Genomic DNA, 17,257 nt, shown 5'->3' with positions numbered 1-17,257 from the left:
CCAACACAATGAAAAAAAGTCCATGGTTCCTATTATTAATCGCCTTTGCGGTCGTCATTAGCGGATGCCAGGTCAACACCAAGAAAGATGTCGTCGAAAATCCTCCTTCACAGGATACAACCAACAAAAGCGCTGTTACCATTGAGCTGCTTGGCATGAGCTCTGGTGAATCTGATCTCAACATTGTTCGCGATCAGTTAACCAAAAACGGGTTTAACGTCAAGTTGAACATTCAGCCTGATTATGGCAGCTTTAAAGCACAGGAAGAGGCAGGCAATTATGATGTTTCCCTCTCTGGCTGGACAACTGTAACGGGCAATCCGGATTATGCCGTCAGATCATTATTCAAGACTGGCGGGGACTACAGCATCATAGCTGATCCCGATCTCGACAAGCTGATTGATCAAGCTTCCACACAAACACCGGAGCAATTTGTTGACACTTACAAGCAATTAGAACAAAAGCTCGTATTTGATAAAGCCTATATCGCGCCCTTATACAGCTCATTAAAATCACAAGGGCTTAACCAAGAAGTGCTGAACAAAGATTCCGTTCGTCTGTCGAAATCTCGCTCCCTCGTGTGGGAAGATATCGACTTCAAAGATACGTCAAAGCGTAATACCGATCCACTGCTGTTAACACAAGCGACATCCGTGTTGACCTCTCTCGATCCGATCAAAGGCAATGACGGTTCTATTAATATGATTAATACCAATATGTATGTTCGTCTGCTGAACTTGACTGACGATGACAAGATTACAACAGAGGGCTCCTTGTCCTACAACCATTCAATTGCAGAAGGCAATTCGGAGTATTACTTTGTGTTGAGAGATGATATTCATTTTGCAAAAGTTACAAACAAAGCTGCAGTAGACACTGGAGAGCGTGTAGGGGCAGATGATGTTATTTTCTCTCTGAATCGTGCCAAAGACAAAAATTCGGTGCCTGACCATCGTACGTACAGCTTGCACGAGCATATTAAGAACGTTGAGGCCATAACAGACCTTAAATCACTAGAAACTATCAATCAGTCTGGAAGCAATGAGACGATCAAAGCAGCGTTAGAAAAAGGGCTTGCAGCCCCTATTAAAGAGCTTGTCGCAGACAAGACAAAAGCTAGCAGCAAAGACGGAAAATATCAAGTTATTAAGCTGACGACAACAGCGCCATTCCCGCAAGTCCTGAATTACCTTGCTCACCAATCAGGCGGCATCGTATCCAAAAAACAAGTCGAAAGCATTAATACGTATGATGTGGCTAAATTTGATGTAAACAAAGACGTTCCTTACGGCGATCAAAACACCGTAACCGAAGGAAACAAATACAATAATACCTTGTATGCAAGCGGACCTTATATTTTATCGCATAAAAATGACTATGAAGCGGTCTTTATTAAAAATCCGGGCTACTTGAAAGGCACAGCTCACGAGCCTAAAATTACAAACATCAAGCTTCGCTTTATCAAGGATGCAGACAGTGCATTGTCAGCACTGCGCAGCGGTGAGATTCATGTTTACTACGGCGTACCTGAAACGAAATTCGATCTGGTAAAAGGCGACTCCAAGCTAGCACTTCAAACGTTGCCAAGCAATGCGGTATCTTACTTGTTGTTTAATACGGGTAATCGTGATGTGGCCAAGAACGAGGATTTGAGAAAAGCTGTCTTGTATTCCATTAATCAGGACGAATTCCTGCAATTCTATAACAATAATAAATTTAAAGCCGTCTCTACAGTTAGCCCGCTCGTTACAACGGGCAATGAGCTAAAGTCTGACCCTGCAAGAGCAAAAGAGTATTTGGACAAATACAAAGCAAGCGTAAAGTAAATTAAGTAAAGTTCTCTACCCCTCTTAAAAGACAAATGCAGTTTCCATCTGCATTTGTCTTTTATTTCTTTTGTGAGTATCAAACTGCTGCTACCTCTATTTTCGGCTTCACTTGCTTCTACGCAAAATATTTTTAGTCTATATATTTTAAAGTAAAAATAAATTTAGAAATGAAAAAATGTTGTCATCTACTGACTATTACATTTTCTCAATGCACATGAATGGATTTGACGCTGCATATCCGATATAAGCTCAACCTGAGTTTATATACATACTTCTTTAAGCAAGGAGGTTACAGCGATTATATTTTTGCAGCCGTAAAGAAGGGAGGTCTCGCACTAAGCAGGTACTACTGTGCAGTATTCTGTCTGATCAGTATCCCGATTTAACCATTAAAGGAGGAATATGATGTTCGTTTTAAATCGTACTTATCATGCATTATTTGTAAAGTTGTTGTTCGCGGCTGGCATGGCTTTAGTACTTACAGTTGCCATGATGTTGTTTGCAGGGAAAGCTTTCGCTCACGGCTACATTGATTCGCCTAGCAGCCGCGCAGACCTATGCGCTCGCGGCATTAACAAAAACTGCGGCTTTATTATTTATGAGCCGCAAAGCCTTGAAGCTTATAAGGGCTTTCCTGCCGCAGGTCCGGCAGACGGCAAGATTGCCAGCGCATCAGGCGCTTTCCCGGAACTTGACCAGCAGTCCGCTACTCGCTGGAGCAAGGTCAACATTACACCTGGAACGACGACGTTCCACTGGACTATCGAGGCCAATCACGCCACCACTAGCTGGAAGTACTACATCACTAAGCAGGACTGGAATGCTAACGCTCCGTTAAGCCGAGCTGCGTTTGACCTTACGCCGTTCTGCAACGTGAACTACAAGGGCAAACAGCCCCCACACTCCTACTCCGATACTTGTAACGTGCCTAGTCGTACAGGATATCAGGTCATTTTGGCTGTATGGGAAATCGCGGATACGGCCAATGCATTCTATAACGTGATTGACGTCGACTTTGGCGGTGGTTCGCCTGTTGATACTAGTGCGCCGACCGTTCCGACAAACCTAGCGGTTTCGAACATTGCTCCTACTAGTGCAACAGTGACTTGGGGGGCTTCGACCGATAACGTAGGTGTCAGCGGATACAAAATTTATAACGGTTCAACCTTGTTAGCTACAACAACCAACGGAACAGCTTTAACTTACAACCTCACAGGACTGACACCAACCACACCTTATACGTTAACCGTCCGTGCGATTGACGCTGCAGGAAACAGTTCTACGGCAAGCAATGCAGTCGCCTTTACGACACTTGCATTACCGCCTGATCATGCTGCACCTACGTCCCCGACGAATTTATTAGCGGCGAATGTTACCGCCACAAGTGTCAAGTTAAGTTGGAATGCGGCAACCGATAACGTTGGCGTTACTGGTTACCAGATCTATAACGGCTCAACATTGGTCACGACGACAAATGGAACGACGCTCACGTATACCGTTACTGGCTTGACGGCCAATACGGCATACACCTTTACAGCACGCGCAATCGATGCCGCAGGCAACATATCTGCTGACAGTAATGCAGTCAGCGTAACCACAAGCAGCGGACCAAGCATTACACCATGGGCCGCAAATACGTCGTACGCACAGGGTGACCTCGTCTCTTACAACGGCAAGACCTATGAGGCACGTCAGCCGCACCTCTCTCTGGTTGGCTGGGAGCCGCCAAACGTACCTGCACTATGGACGCTAAAGTAACAACAGGCCATAACTATACAATTGAGCTGCAAATGAATGGATCTGCAAGGAATATTAGCGATTATTCCGCTCCACTTTCTACACTACTGATCTCATACCCTCTCAGTGGAACACAGCTAAAAGAACTCGCGTCACCGTAAATATCCGTACAACAAATCAAGCACCTCTGCTCCCACAAATCGCGTGGTTGTGGAGGTGCTTCAATATTTATCATGCGCCGGTCCCGGACGCTGATCGGGTCCCTATCTTGTTATGCTACCTACATGTGGCGCTCGTGCTGACCACGACTGTTCAATGATACAGTCCAGCAATTGACTGAACGTTAGACCAGCGGCAGAAGCGCTTTTGGGCAGCAGGCTGTTCGTTGTCATACCTGGCAGCGTATTTACCTCCAGAACATAAGGAACACCGTCCCTTAGTATCATGTCAACGCGTGCATACACACTGCACTTCATGATACGGTAACAAGCAAGTGCTGCTTCCGTAACGTTTCGTGTAATCTCAGCAGACAATTGTATAACCTGCTCTTCCGCCCCTCCATCGTCATACTTGCAGCGATAATCAAACCAATCCGATTGTAACAATCTAATACCGATGATCGGAAGCATCTCGCCATTTAACAAGGAACAAGTTATCTCCTGACCACTGATATATTCTTCAATCATCACCGTTCTGTCCCATTGAAAAGCGTTTTGTACAGCCGCATACAATGCTTCACGGCTCCGTACCAACTCCGTACCAACACTTGATCCGCCGCAATTGGGTTTTACGATTAACGGAAATCCTAAGAGTTCTACCACTTCTGGGTCATATTCTTCCATACTGCTCCAACATTTCCATTCTGGAGTGCGAATCCCTTCACTTCTCATGAGTCTCTTTGACACATCTTTATTCATACATATACTGCTAGACAGCACCCCGCTGCCCGTATATGGAATGCCCATCGACTCCAGCGCGCCCTGTACTGTTCCGTCTTCTCCATACGTGCCATGCAGAGCAAGCAATGCCATATCAATCCCTTTTACCCGCTCAATAAGCTCATGCCGATTCGATATTTCGATAGGAACAACTTCATATTTATTCCGATCCAAGTGAAGCAGCATTTCCTGCCCTGTCTGCATGGATACCTCTCGCTCCGAGGAATCTCCGCCCATAATGACGCCCACTTTCATCCTTGCACCACCTTACAATCCCATAATATGTTTGGCTGTGTCGCCGATAATCCGAATTCCCTGACTAATCTCTTCTGCTGTCAATCTGGAGAAGCCAATTCTCATCGCATGTTGCCCTAACCCGTTCGTATAAAATTGATCCCCCGGCGTAAACAATACGCCTTGACGAGCGCAAGCCTCAAGCAATACGCTTGTGTCAAAAGCAGCGTCGAATTCTATAAAAAGATGAAGTCCTCCGTCTCCGGACAGCTTTGCATAAGGGATATAGGTTTCACAGCATTGTTTCGTCCATTCATATTTTTGACGGTATACAGCTCGCGCCCGTTTCACATATTTCTCCATATTACCGTTATGCAAATACTGATATAAAAGCGATTGATCCAGTGTCGATGTATGGATACTGCGCGCCCGCTTTATGCTTTCCAAATAATATATTAACTCTTGATCAGCAAGCACCCATCCTACACGCAGTCCCGGAAAAAGAACTTTAGAGAAGCTTCCCAAATAAATAACGTTATTACCTCGGCCCGCAGCTGCCATTAAGGGGGACACATGGGCGCCGGAATAACGCAGCTCTTCATTAAAACCATCTTCAATAATCGGAATATCATAATTCGCCATGACCTGCAGCAGCTTTAATCGTTTAGCGGGAGACATCACAATGCCTGTCGGGTTGTGATACGAAGGTACTACATAAGCACAATCGTATGACTGCGCCTGAACAGCGCGCTCCAATTCCTGAAGATGAATACCGTCGCGCTCCATTGGTATGCCTGTAACGTCGTACCCTTGCAGCCTGAACTGCTTAATGGCCGTATGGTGCGTTGGGTTCTCACACAACACAGCGCCGTTATCCCGCTTTAGCGCAGACAAAACAATATCCAATCCTTCCGTAAAGCCATTCGTAATCAACATATCTTTGCCCTTTAGGTTAACACCTTTTTTTTCCATATAATGAAATAGATAATCAATTAAGGGCTTATATCCTTTGGCATATCCATAGTTCAACAGTGTGCTGCCCTCGATGGCCATTCGATCGAGAAATGCGCGCTTCACATGGTCCACGTCAAATAACTTTTCATCAGGCGCAATGCTTGTAAACCGAATCATACCTTCTTCGGCCCGTATTCCTCGCTTCATAATGTCCAAAGAGTCTGCCATACGTGCATGGTTATTTACACGTCTTTTCCAATCTATACTGCACGGGGAAATCGCTGCAGGCTTCGAAAAAGCCGAAACATAACTTCCATTTCCTCGCCTAACATAAACGAAACCATCCTCTTCCAAACCTTGATATGCCAAAATAACCGTATTGCGGCTCAAGTTCAACAATAAGCTGAGTTCACGGGTAGAGGGAAGCTTCTGCTCCGCTTGAAGGACTCCATTAATAATAAATTGTTGAATGTATTCTTTTAATTGGACTGCAGTAGAACGACCTGCCTGCGGCTTGAATTGTTGAAACATCGCTTCGCCTCCCCTTCTTGATAATGGCACACATAGCGGGATAACAAAAGAACCACGCTCCCGGTATATTTCGCCGTAGGTGGTTCAGGTGGTATAACAAGATCCATTTAATTAGTGCGAATCCCTTATGATCCTCTTCTCCCTGGCCGCCTTTAGCCACAATGGAAATTCATTCAGCAATTGATCGTACAACGATTCGTCGGATATAGCGCCAATATCATCAACATGAATAAAGTTGGCATTATCCACAATCCTGCCTTCCATCGTATCCAGCTTCTTCAACACCTCAAAGTCTGAATGTCCAATCCCAACAAACTGCCAGAAAATAGGCTGAACCGAAGCTGTTGTAATTACTTTCTTGATTGACTTAACCACACCGCCATCATTAATAAATATAACAAATACAGGCGTCGCGGACTCCTCTTCTTCTGTATACTTATGAATGACATCGCGCATGACAGGCGGCTCATTATTCGCGCCAAATTTATTGACCTCACTGTTGTTTAATATATGTCGATTCACATAGCCTGCAATATCCTGTTCGGTTACAGAAGGCAATCGACTGTACTGAGAATCGTATACCCATACATCTAATGTAGCGTTATCATCAAATGAGCAGGCTACTGCTAGAATACGTTCTACTACTTCTTGTACAGTACCGTTCATATACAGCTTCCTCATCGATCCAGAAATATCAAGTACGATGCCTACTCTTGCCACCACGCCTTGAAGTTTCTTCTTCTCCAGCGTATATTGTACCTTTTGCTTTCGCAGATCAATGGGCGCCATTACCTTTTCCTCTACAGCTGCCGCTACCTCACCGGTAGGCTCCTCGATCTCAAGTCCAAAGTGAGTACATAATGCAGCCAATCCTCCGTAGAAGCCGCTGCCTATAGCATTGAACTTCCATTCATCGTTATATCTGTAGAGTTCACCTACCACAATCGCAGTTTCGCGCGTCAAATCCATCCCATATGTATACTGGCATAATACTTCGCCGCTGTCTGTATCTATAAGCTGAACATACATATCGGAGACATCACTCATATGATGCCCCTGTTGTTCTCCTTCATAAATCGTCAATGTAAATGCAATACGCGCAGCACTTTCTGACAGCTTGCTAAATGCAATATGTACAACTTCCTTCTCTGTCCCATCAGCCGAAGAGTGCCTTACTTCTCCATGAGGAGCAGCCGCATTCCCATAAAAAATGAAATGTTCATCCCGGACACAACGGCCCTGATCATTTAGAATAAAAGCAGCAGCATCGACACTCATAGCCGTATGTTTTGTGGTCCAGTCGAACCGCAAACTAAGGTTAAGTATGTTTCTACCCTTTGTAATATCTATCTTCTGGCCTTTTAACAACTTCATCAGCATATCCCCTTATCTAGCAACTAAATAGACCATTCAACTAGATAGAACTACCGACATTCTAGTAAAAATGGAATTATTTACTTCAATTATAGCGTAGAAGTAGCTTCTATGTAACCACACTATTGGGATATGATCTCAAACGTTTTATTCTCCATAGGAACCTCTAAATATTTATAGAGATGGAAACTGATCGTTCAGCGTCCCATCTCTACGTCGTCAATGCCTACTATGCCTCTTGATCTATATCTGCATCTGCATCTAACAAGATCGCGTTAATCGCGTTCAAGAACGCATTGGCACTGGCTTTTAAAATATCCATATCCATCGCACGACCCGAATAGGTCTTATCTTGATATTGAATTCGAATGTTCACACGGCCGATCGCCTCTTTTCCTCTGGACAAACTGTTAATTTTGTAATCCTTCAGCTGTACATCCAAGCCAACCAGTGTCTTAATTACACTGTACAGGGCATCGATAGGACCGTCTCCTACTGCGCTGCCCTTAACCGTGTCAGTGCCTTTCTTTAACTTGACCGTTGCCGTCGGATATAAGTCGTTGCTAACCACCTGAAAAGAAGTTAGTTCGTACAACTGCTTGCTGCCTTCATCCGCTGTGCGATGATTCGTTACCAAGTAGAACACATCGTGATCGTACACTTCTTTTTTGGCATCTGCCAATGTCAGAAATTTATTAAACAACACTTCAAAATCTGCTTCATCACTGACGTCAAAGCCCATCTTCTCGACAGCATTTTTGAAAGCGTGGCGGCCTGAACGAGCTGTTAGAATCAGCTCCATGCTGTCTGCACCCACCTCTTCGGGGGACATAATCTCGTACACTTGTTTATCCTTTAATAACCCGTCTTGATGGATACCGGAGGAATGGGCAAAAGCATTCTCCCCTGTTATCGCCTTATTTACCTGAACATCCAGCCCTGTCAAATACGTAACCAGCTTTGATGTCCGAAGAAGTTCCTTCGTCTGAATGTTGGTATAACAATGGTAATAGTTCTCCCGTACTTTAAGTCCCATTACAACCTCTTCCAACGAGGCATTTCCTGCTCGTTCGCCAAGACCGTTAATCGTACACTCGATCTTATCGGCGCCATTTTTGATGGCGCTTAACGTATTGGAGGTAGCCATTCCCAGATCATTGTGACAGTGCACACTAAGGATGACACTCTCATCCAGATTTTTTAGGCGTTCATTAATCCGACGAATCAGCTCGCCGAACTCCTCTGGTACAGCGTATCCCACCGTATCAGGAACGTTAATCATGGTAGCTCCGGCTTTAACGACCGCTTCAATTGTGCTCCACAAATATTCAAAATCTGATCGCGATGCATCCTCCGTGGAGTATTGCACATGCGGCAGCAAAGTCTTCGCATACTTGACCGCGTCAACCCCCAATTGCATAACCGCTTCCTTGGAGCGATTAAATTTCTTCTCCACATGGATGTTTGAAGTGCCCAGTACAATATGAATTAGCGGATTTTGTGCCAACTTAATACTCTCATATACAGCGTCAATATCACTTTTGACTGCGCGTGCCAGTGCGGTAATCGATACGCTGTCGCCGACACTACGAACAATCTGCTGCACCGCTTGAAAATCTCCTGCTGAAGAAGCAGGGAAACCCGCTTCGATAATATCTACATTCAGCCGCTTTAACTGCTGAGCCATCTCTATTTTTTGATGTACATTTAATTTAGCGCCTGGAACTTGCTCTCCGTCACGCAAAGTGGTGTCTAAGACGATAATTTTGCGGTTCATCTGCATCTCCTCCTGAGCCTTCTTTTAGATATCTATATGAAGCGGGGTTGGTCAAACCCGGAATTTGGCCAACAAAAAAACCCCGTCTCTACGTATAGAGACGGGGTTGAACCCGCGGTACCACTCTAATTCATTTCCTAAGAAATGATCTCCTTCGATGGCCAACACCATCTATCCCTGTAACGGTGGAACTCCGGCATACCCTACATATTCAGGCAGCTGTTCATAGACGAGTTCGGAATATAAGACATTGCCGTTTCACACCAACCAACGGCTCTCTGAAAAGTCTGCCTATTCCTACTATTTCTAATCCTAACATTTGGATGTTAAATTATTTGCAATTATATGGCACTTAAAATATTTTGTCAATATGCAAAAACTCTACACGAGACAGCGGTTTTCTCATCATTAATCCGAGCATCGAGTTCCTGAAACTGATATGACCACTTTCTCTATAACTTTGATATAGTAGTCCGTAGATAGGTGTTGCATATGCCATTGGCTTTGACTAGGAGGGATCATGGATAACATTCAATATTTGTCTCAATTTAATCTACTTCGTTCACTTTCCATCCCTGATCTAATTGAAATGGAACAGTTGACTTCAATTACCGTGATTCCAAAATACACGTTTATTCAAACACCAGCTACATTTGCTGAAGGCCTTTATTTTATAAAAAAAGGAAAAGTACGCTTATACAAGGTAAACGTGGAGGGCAATCAATTCACCTTGGACATCCTAAGCGAGGGCAATGTATTTGGCGAAATGGCTGGGATCTCCTTAGGCACACGTGACATGTACATCGAGACGGTTGAAGAGAGCCATATCTGCTTAATGGATAAGACTAGATTTGAAAGTTTCCTCATACATCATCCTCAATTTATGATGAACTTGATACAAGTATTAAGCGAACGGCTAGTCAGCATGAGTCATTTGGCCCAACATTTAGCGCTTGGAAACCTACAAGATAAGATTCTGTATGTGATAGACAAGCTATCTAGTCAGTGCGGTGTAGTGCGTAACAAAGATTATGATCTCATTAATCTGCCGATTACTCATCAGGAATTAGCACATTTGGTAGGCGCCACAAGAGAAGCAGTATCAGCTGTCTTACGTGAACTTGCCGAGCAAGAAATCATAAAGACTGGATTCAAAAGTATCTCTATTCATCGAGAAAAAAGGATAGAGCGAGCAGCCAATTGGTCTTTCTAGTGTTCAGAATGTGCTCTGTCGCAATAGTACTTTCGTCTCTTATTTGTACAGTTGTAAACTGGATTACATCTTTCCTTAGTCAACATAGCTTAATCTATACGCGGTTAGGCACAACATAATACCAACTGCCGAGTAACCATTACGTCATCCAAGGGAAGAGAGAGGTATATGCATATAAATATTCCTGATCATGTATTGTACAGAAAAGGTGCACAAAAAGTGAAGGACATTCCAGATGAAGTCCAGCAACTGCTGCAAACAGGACAATTGCAGACGGTTAATTTGACCGAATGGCTGGCAGTTGATCATACCTTGCTGCTCCGACATGTCATCGTTGAACTCGATCTAAAGCATCATACAGACGTGATACTATCAGAGCTGGAGCTGCTGCTTGACAAAAAGATGATGAAGATAATTCCCGCCATCGCAAAAGGGTGGCTTCACCTGCTGAATCTGTCCCCGAGTGAGGAGCGCAGCCGAGTCTTCGACTCGTTGGCCAACCATTGTTCTGATAGTGTCAGATGCTGGGCCGCTTATATAATCGGACTTGATGACCAATTATCTCTTTCTCAGAAACTGACAGCCATACGCCCATTTGCAGCAGATCTCCACTTTGGCGTACGAGAGATTGCATGGATGGCTGTCCGGGAGCCCGTCGCCAAGGAATTAACGCAGGCCTTGCATCTGTTTGAGAACTGGGTGTGCGACGATGACGCCAATATTAGAAGGTTTGCAATTGAGTGTACTCGCCCTCAAGGGGTATGGGCCAAACACATTCAGGAATTAAAAGACAACCCAGCACTAGCGTTTCCCCTTCTGGATCAAGTAAAGTCTGATCACACTAAATACGTACAAGACTCTGTTGGAAATTGGTTAAATGATGCCAGCAAAACGAAACCGGAATGGGTGCTTAAAACGTGTAACACTTGGCTCGAGCAATCCGGTACAAAAGATACGAAGCGCATTGTCGCCCGCGCCCAAAGAACGATCATAAAAAAATCGATAAAATAACGCTGCCTCTATGTGATCAGGGGACCTATAGGATTAGGTGCCCTGATCGCTTTGCGACACAGACGAGTCTACTTTGTAAAGGCTTGCGCCTACGCATCCTCAGAACTATCAGCAGCCAACAGCTTGTTAAAGTAAAATATTAGTATGCGGTCCTGTATGGTCACACTAGCTGCTCCCCAGCCATGCTTAGGCTTATGTGCTTCAATCCACTAACCATTCACCTTCTATGATATTGGCTAAATGAACTTCAGGCTGCAGCAGAAACTCAGCAAAACTGCACACATCTGCATATACCTGATGCTCTACGTCATAATACCCGATACACTTTTTCTTGGGATTCCAGACGATTAGGATGTCCGAATAGTTGTCCACTGCAGAAGTCAGCCGCAGCAGCTTTTGCCGGCCTACCTTCATCTCAATCACGTCCGTTATCGAGAAAAATTCAACATAATAAATCTCATACTCGTTGGCCGGCAATTCGAGGCGCAACCGGTCTCCACACAGGAAAGCTATCATATCTTTGGGCAGCTTATAACTTTTTAATGCTTGCAGCTTATTTTCCAAATGATGAAATGCAGGAGGTTCGATGGCTTTTAAATAGTCAGCCATTTCGGTATGTTTACTACTTACTGCAATCGTATACGCCCGTTCGCCGTCCTTTTCTGTCAAAGTCACATCCGCTCCGCGTTCGACAAGATACTTCACCATTTTAAGATTTCCATTTCTAGCAGCGACCGTTAATGGGGTAGCTTTATAGGGATATACCATATCTGGTTCGTTAAAGTTTATGTCTACGCCATGCTCCAGCAAATAATCGATTGTTTTTAAATCATGCTTATCAACCGCCTTTCTCAGCGTTTTTCCGCCATGTTTGGTTATATCCAACCCTAATTCCGCAATAAGCGGAATATTCGCCTTATTCCCATAATAGGCTTGCTCGTAAGCACCAGACTTGACGTTATTGATCGCATCCAGCTTAGCTCCATTTGCTGCAACGTAACGTACAATATCTGCTCCACAATAGCGCACGGCGGTTAAAAAAGCAGGACTACCGGCTGCATTTAGATTTGCACCATGCTCGCAGAGCAGCTTCACCACCTCCAACTGCTCAGCAATAATAGCTATGTCCAACGGGCTGCATGTGATATAACGGCTAAGTTCGATGCCCTGCTCGATGTCCCAGCCAGCGGCCAAAGCGCTGTTTAATGCGGCTATATTTCCCTCATAGATATGCTGCGCAAGCTCAGGGATTGTGTCGAATTTCCCGATATCTTTAAGCTTAATCACTTTTGTTTCACTCCTTCCAGCGGAATTAGACATTCCTCTACAAATTGGATGACTTCTTTACGAACAGGGACTAACCCTTGTTCTGCGGAAGCCGGATCTTTACGCAGTTCCCAAAATTTATTCATTAAGGCAGTGTCACCTGCAAATGTTAACTCAGACAGTCGTTCGATCTCTTCAGCAATTGCTGCCGCCTCCGACGACTGCGGTTGAATTCCTTTATGAATACAGTCTTCTATCCGCACAATAAGCCTGATCCACTCCCGAGTAACCGCGTCGTTACTTTCTAACTTAGGGAGGCGAGCATTCAGCACTTCAAGCTCCTGAGCATTAAAGTAAGTCTGCCACTGCTTAGGTTCAGGCTGATGACTCTGCACAAGCGGCAAGAGTGTGTCCCAGTGAATCTGCCCTTCAAGCTCATGAAAATGAAGCAACGATGTTGTATTGTTCATACTTTCTTGCAGTTCGATCATTTTCCCCTCTAAACATTTCTGATGGGCTTCAAGAATTTGACGGATTGACAATGCATCCAACAGGCTCTCAATTTCACTAAGCGGTAGTGACAGTGATTTTAGCAGCGTTATCTTCTCCATTCGGAACATGTCTTCCTCTGAATATAAACGTCTGCCACTCGCCTCTTTGAAGCTAGGTGTATAGTTGTGGAATAATGAAAATACTTCTTGCAGGTAACGTTGCGCCACCCTATAAACTCACTATATTAAATCTTATAGGGGGAAACCTAATGAAAGCAACACCTAGTACAGCAAAAAACATAATCACCACAAAGGAAACCACCTGGCCTTGTACAGATCCATGGTCCTATAAGGAATTCGTTGCTCTTTTAGTACTCATTTTTGGACTGGTTCCTTGGCTTATTGAAAGCCGCTTGCACGAATAAGTAGAACCATCCCCTACTTTCCACCTGCTCTCCTTTTCTGCGGCTTGCCCGCTTAAGCATGCAAATGCAATTACTATGAAATACGTGCAAGACAAATAGGCCGCCCATACCAAGTCACAGCATAAAAGTGCTAGCGCTGGTATGGACAGCCTGATGAAAATACCCTTTGATATCCCGAACCAGATTAACATTCACTACTTAATGTGGTATCCCTTGCTTATCGTTACTACTTCTTGGCACGTTCAATTATCATTTTTGCAACTTCCTCGACCTGTCCCAGAATAGATATAGGGTCAGAGAACCAGAAGCGCCAGCCATCAATTTCATATAAGTGATCGTTTTGTACGGCTGCTAGCTTGCTCCAAACCGGTGCTTTCTTATAATCAATCTTGTCCTCTGTTTTACCGACAGCTACAAAGACGCGATCTCCTGCATACTTCGCCAAAACTTCTAGCGAAATTCGCTGCCATTGCTGATCTTTCTTGTGCATCGCTTGTTGCACTGTGTCTGGCATGATGAGTCCTAGTCCCTCGTAAAATGACCGTCCCGTGTACCCATTTCCGAACAAGTTAACGCCACCCTTGTCCCCACTGTCAATCACGGTAACGGTTTCGTCTTTGCCGACGATGTCCTGAATGCTTTGTCTAGCTGATGCTACACGCTGCTCATAGGTAGCTAACCACGCCTCTACCTCAGACTTCTTATTCAAAACACGACCAAACTCGCTTAACTCCTCATACATACCCAAATTATTTGGAATAAGCACCGTAGGCGCAATTTTGGAGAAGGCCTCGTATTTCTCTCTATCACCCGTAATAATGAGGTCCGGATTAAGATCAATCACGGCCTCCAGCGATTCCCCGATATCAACAATATCGGCTGTTCCTTCTTGCAAGTAGGGGCTCTTTTTGTATAACTCATATGTCCCTATAGGAGTAATGCCAAGTGCCAATAAGTCGCCCAAATAATAATCCGTCACCACCCTAGTCGGATTAACTGGTACCTCCACATTTCCCATAATGGTGCTTACGATCCGTACTTTCCCTTCTGTGGCAGCATGATCTGGATTTGAAGAAGTTCCTCCACTATTTGGACTTGATGTGTGAAGTGGCTGTGCTGCACCGCTTGTGGGCGATGTTGTATTCCCCGTAGTTGTAATTGCTGTGCCTCCGCATGCACTAAGAAGCAACGTAAATGTCAGCAGTAGACTGACAGCCAAGCTAGATCTTGTCACTTTCTGCACTGGAACAAACCCTCCACGTTTATATTGATAATAATTATCACTATCAATATAACAGTTAGGCTTCTGAGCAACAATTTCATTTCTTCCTCTATTTAATAGATTATTTTCACTTTCTACTTGCTTCATCTTCCATTTTCCGGGAGAATATCCCGTATGCTTCTTAAACACTCTGCTGAAATAATAAACGTCAGCATAGCCTACATCCTGTGCGATCTCCTTTAAAGCAGCATCGGTTCCCCTTAATAGTTCCTTCGCTCGTTCCATTCGCAAACGAATAAGCCAGTCAATCGGACCGCAATTAAACGTTTGCTTAAACCGATTCGAAAGATGACCATGACTGCAATTCATAACCTCAGCCAACGACTCTAATGTAATACTCTTACTATAATTCTCCTGCATATATTGAATGCACATCGAGATCAGATCAGGTGCAGGCAGATACGCAGCAATGTCTTGTGCATGCAGTTGTCCAACAAGATCATATACCCACTGATAAAATAACGCCTTGACATGAAATTGCTCCATCTTGCTCTGCTGCTGCCAATGCATCGACATACGTGTGATGGTGGAGTACAAGGAAAGGGGTTGATGAGGAACAAAGTGGTATTGCATTTGATACAGATCATAAACGCCTGCCTTACGGGAATTAGCTGAGGTCCCTGACAAGGGCATCACTGCTTTATATAAAACAAGGTAATATTCCAACTCACTACCGCTTACTTGTATGTTCAGTTGAGCCCCTTTACCTGCGTGAATGAGATGAAACCCGCGTACGGAATATACGGTACTGTCCACGAGCAATAATGCTTCGCCGCGTACTGTGTACAAAAATCCGCTTGTCGGCAGTTGATAGGTGAACAATTGCTCATTTGACTGCATCACCTGATGTCTAATATCCAATACATGAACCAACGAATGATGCCAGATCTCAATATGTTCATCCTGCTGCAATTGCCTTTCACCCCCGCCGCTTGTCTAGATTACTCAAATGTTTCTTGACAATGATCTGCACCCAAATATTCTGCTCCTGCACAGAATGGTGTCATTATAAATGATAATTGTTCTCAGTGTCAATGAATATAGAATACCCTATAGCAGTGACCTGCTATGTTCTTTGAGCTCAAAGGCAGCATACTCTGCCGCACCAGTTCGTATGCCATGCTGCCTAACTTCCTTCTGGTATAGCTTGATCAGTTGGACTCACTTATGAATACTGGTTATCATTATTTTTTACAACTGGAATCCAAATCTCACTTTTAAAAGTAGGTGAAGAAACGTCCTTATGCTCGTTCCATAGTATCTCCGGGCCGACTGCTAGTTCATAATGGGATGAAGGGAACCATTCAGAATAGATTCGCCCCCAAATCTCTTGCAGCCTCTGAGGGAAAGGGCCAACTGCTGTAAAGACAGCCCACGTACTCGCTGGGACCTCTAGTGCTGTATAGTATGCAGGACACGCCTCCGTAGTCGCCACGCCTATATAATGATCCAGTTCACCGTGCTCCAACCGCCCCTCATCGAAGTTTACGGATGCACTGATTAGCCCTGCCGGTATTAAATTAGACAGCCTCTTCAACTGATCAATTTGCTGCTCATTTAAGCTGCCCCACATGGCCGCAATTTCTGGATTCACACCTTCGTAAATTAACGGTACTCTTTTCATTATGCCTATAATACGAAAAGCCTCTTTCTCTTCAATGCGATAATCCATTTCATTTCCTCCTCTAATCGATAATTGGAACGTCATTCGCGGATAAGCCTTTAGCGATTGGCCACTTTGCCTAGCTTCCGAGGGGGCAATACCGTGTATGCCGTAAAACGCCCGCGCAAAGGAGTCCGCTGAAGTATATCCGTATTTGACAGCTATATCTATGATTCTGATCTTACTGTTGTGTAATTCTAATGCTGCCAGCGTCAGCCGCCTCCGTCGAATGTACTCGGAGAGTGTAATCCCAGCCAGATAGGAAAACATTCGTGTAAAATGATATTCCGAGCAATGGGCTTTCTTGGCTACTTCTTTCATTTCAATCGTACTCGTCAAATTAGCTTCGATATAGTGCAGCGCTCCGTTCATTCGTTCTAACAAATTCAAGTTGCGACCTCCTTTCATAAATAAGAATAGCAGGTTATTTATTGCGCGGTCCGACATTATGTGCACAAATATGTAGGGTATGCTTAAATTATCTAAATTATCATCCCCACACCTTTTGCTGGTAACTCCTCTGTCTTGTGCC

At 44.3% G+C, this 17,257-nt stretch carries 13 protein-coding genes, 1 pseudogene and 1 other annotated feature; of the genes and pseudogenes, 5 read left to right on the top strand and 9 right to left on the bottom strand.

Annotation, left to right across the window (positions count from 1 at the left end):
* Positions 1-8: 8 nt before the first annotated feature.
* Positions 9-1,826 (top strand): ABC transporter substrate-binding protein, encoded by a 1,818-nt coding sequence (locus MH117_RS00820; protein WP_239326446.1) that lies wholly within the window; start codon positions 9-11, stop codon positions 1,824-1,826.
* A gap of 408 nt (positions 1,827-2,234) precedes the next feature.
* A complete protein-coding gene (locus MH117_RS00815) occupies positions 2,235-3,587 on the top strand; it encodes a lytic polysaccharide monooxygenase (protein WP_239326444.1) in 1,353 nt (450 codons plus the stop codon).
* Positions 3,588-3,829: 242 nt separating this feature from the next.
* On the opposite strand, the gene MH117_RS00810 is transcribed toward MH117_RS00815, so the two are convergent.
* From MH117_RS00810 to MH117_RS00790, 5 genes and pseudogenes are all read right to left on the bottom strand, one after another.
* Complete coding sequence (locus tag MH117_RS00810) at positions 3,830-4,759, bottom strand: D-alanine--D-alanine ligase (RefSeq protein ID WP_239326442.1); 930 nt, start codon at positions 4,757-4,759, stop codon at positions 3,830-3,832.
* 12 nt (positions 4,760-4,771) lie between these two features.
* A complete protein-coding gene (gene pdxR, locus MH117_RS00805; RefSeq protein ID WP_239326440.1) occupies positions 4,772-6,223 on the bottom strand; it encodes a MocR-like pyridoxine biosynthesis transcription factor PdxR in 1,452 nt (483 codons plus the stop codon).
* Between the two features lie 111 nt (positions 6,224-6,334).
* Positions 6,335-7,012 (bottom strand): vWA domain-containing protein, encoded by a 678-nt coding sequence (locus MH117_RS00800; RefSeq protein WP_239327709.1) that lies wholly within the window; start codon positions 7,010-7,012, stop codon positions 6,335-6,337.
* Between the two features lie 69 nt (positions 7,013-7,081).
* Positions 7,082-7,597: pseudogene (locus MH117_RS00795) on the bottom strand (TerD family protein); the annotation flags it as partial.
* A gap of 229 nt (positions 7,598-7,826) precedes the next feature.
* Positions 7,827-9,374: a 2-isopropylmalate synthase gene (locus MH117_RS00790; protein ID WP_239326438.1), complete on the bottom strand. Its 1,548-nt coding sequence runs from the start codon at positions 9,372-9,374 to the stop codon at positions 7,827-7,829.
* Positions 9,375-9,467: 93 nt separating this feature from the next.
* Positions 9,468-9,697, bottom strand: a binding site (T-box leader).
* Between the two features lie 197 nt (positions 9,698-9,894).
* On the opposite strand from MH117_RS00790, the gene MH117_RS00785 reads away from it, so the two are divergent.
* Together MH117_RS00785 and MH117_RS00780 are read left to right on the top strand one after the other, a co-directional pair.
* Entirely contained in the window at positions 9,895-10,587 is a 693-nt protein-coding gene (locus MH117_RS00785) for a Crp/Fnr family transcriptional regulator (protein ID WP_239326436.1), read from the top strand.
* A 168-nt stretch (positions 10,588-10,755) separates the two neighbouring features.
* The gene (locus tag MH117_RS00780; protein ID WP_239326434.1) at positions 10,756-11,598 is read left to right on the top strand and encodes a DNA alkylation repair protein; all 843 of its coding nucleotides are present in this window, start codon (positions 10,756-10,758) and stop codon (positions 11,596-11,598) included.
* A gap of 201 nt (positions 11,599-11,799) precedes the next feature.
* Here the strand turns inward: MH117_RS00780 and MH117_RS00775 are convergent, their stop codons facing one another.
* Positions 11,800-12,885 carry an ankyrin repeat domain-containing protein gene (locus MH117_RS00775; RefSeq protein ID WP_239326432.1) on the bottom strand — a complete coding sequence of 362 codons (1,086 nt, stop codon included), beginning with the start codon at positions 12,883-12,885 and terminating at the stop codon, positions 11,800-11,802.
* Entirely contained in the window at positions 12,882-13,583 is a 702-nt protein-coding gene (locus tag MH117_RS00770; RefSeq protein ID WP_239326430.1) for a MerR family transcriptional regulator, read from the bottom strand. Before MH117_RS00770 ends, MH117_RS00775 begins: the two co-directional genes overlap by 4 nt.
* A gap of 41 nt (positions 13,584-13,624) precedes the next feature.
* Between MH117_RS00770 and MH117_RS00765 the strand changes: the two genes are divergently transcribed.
* Positions 13,625-13,780, top strand: a complete 156-nt coding sequence (locus tag MH117_RS00765; protein WP_239326428.1) for a hypothetical protein — start codon at positions 13,625-13,627, stop codon at positions 13,778-13,780.
* 226 nt (positions 13,781-14,006) lie between these two features.
* Here MH117_RS00765 and MH117_RS00760 read toward each other — a convergent pair whose 3' ends face one another.
* Positions 14,007-15,974 (bottom strand): AraC family transcriptional regulator, encoded by a 1,968-nt coding sequence (locus tag MH117_RS00760; RefSeq protein ID WP_239326426.1) that lies wholly within the window; start codon positions 15,972-15,974, stop codon positions 14,007-14,009.
* A gap of 253 nt (positions 15,975-16,227) precedes the next feature.
* A complete protein-coding gene (locus MH117_RS00755; protein WP_239326424.1) occupies positions 16,228-17,115 on the bottom strand; it encodes an AraC family transcriptional regulator in 888 nt (295 codons plus the stop codon).
* Positions 17,116-17,257: the final 142 nt, after the last annotated feature.

This window comes from Paenibacillus sp. ACRRX (genome assembly GCF_022346885.1).
In the GTDB taxonomy this organism is placed as follows: Bacteria; Bacillota; Bacilli; order Paenibacillales; family Paenibacillaceae; genus Paenibacillus_B.
Note: the sequence above shows the minus strand (reverse complement) of the source record. Positions and strands in the feature narration are given on the sequence as shown.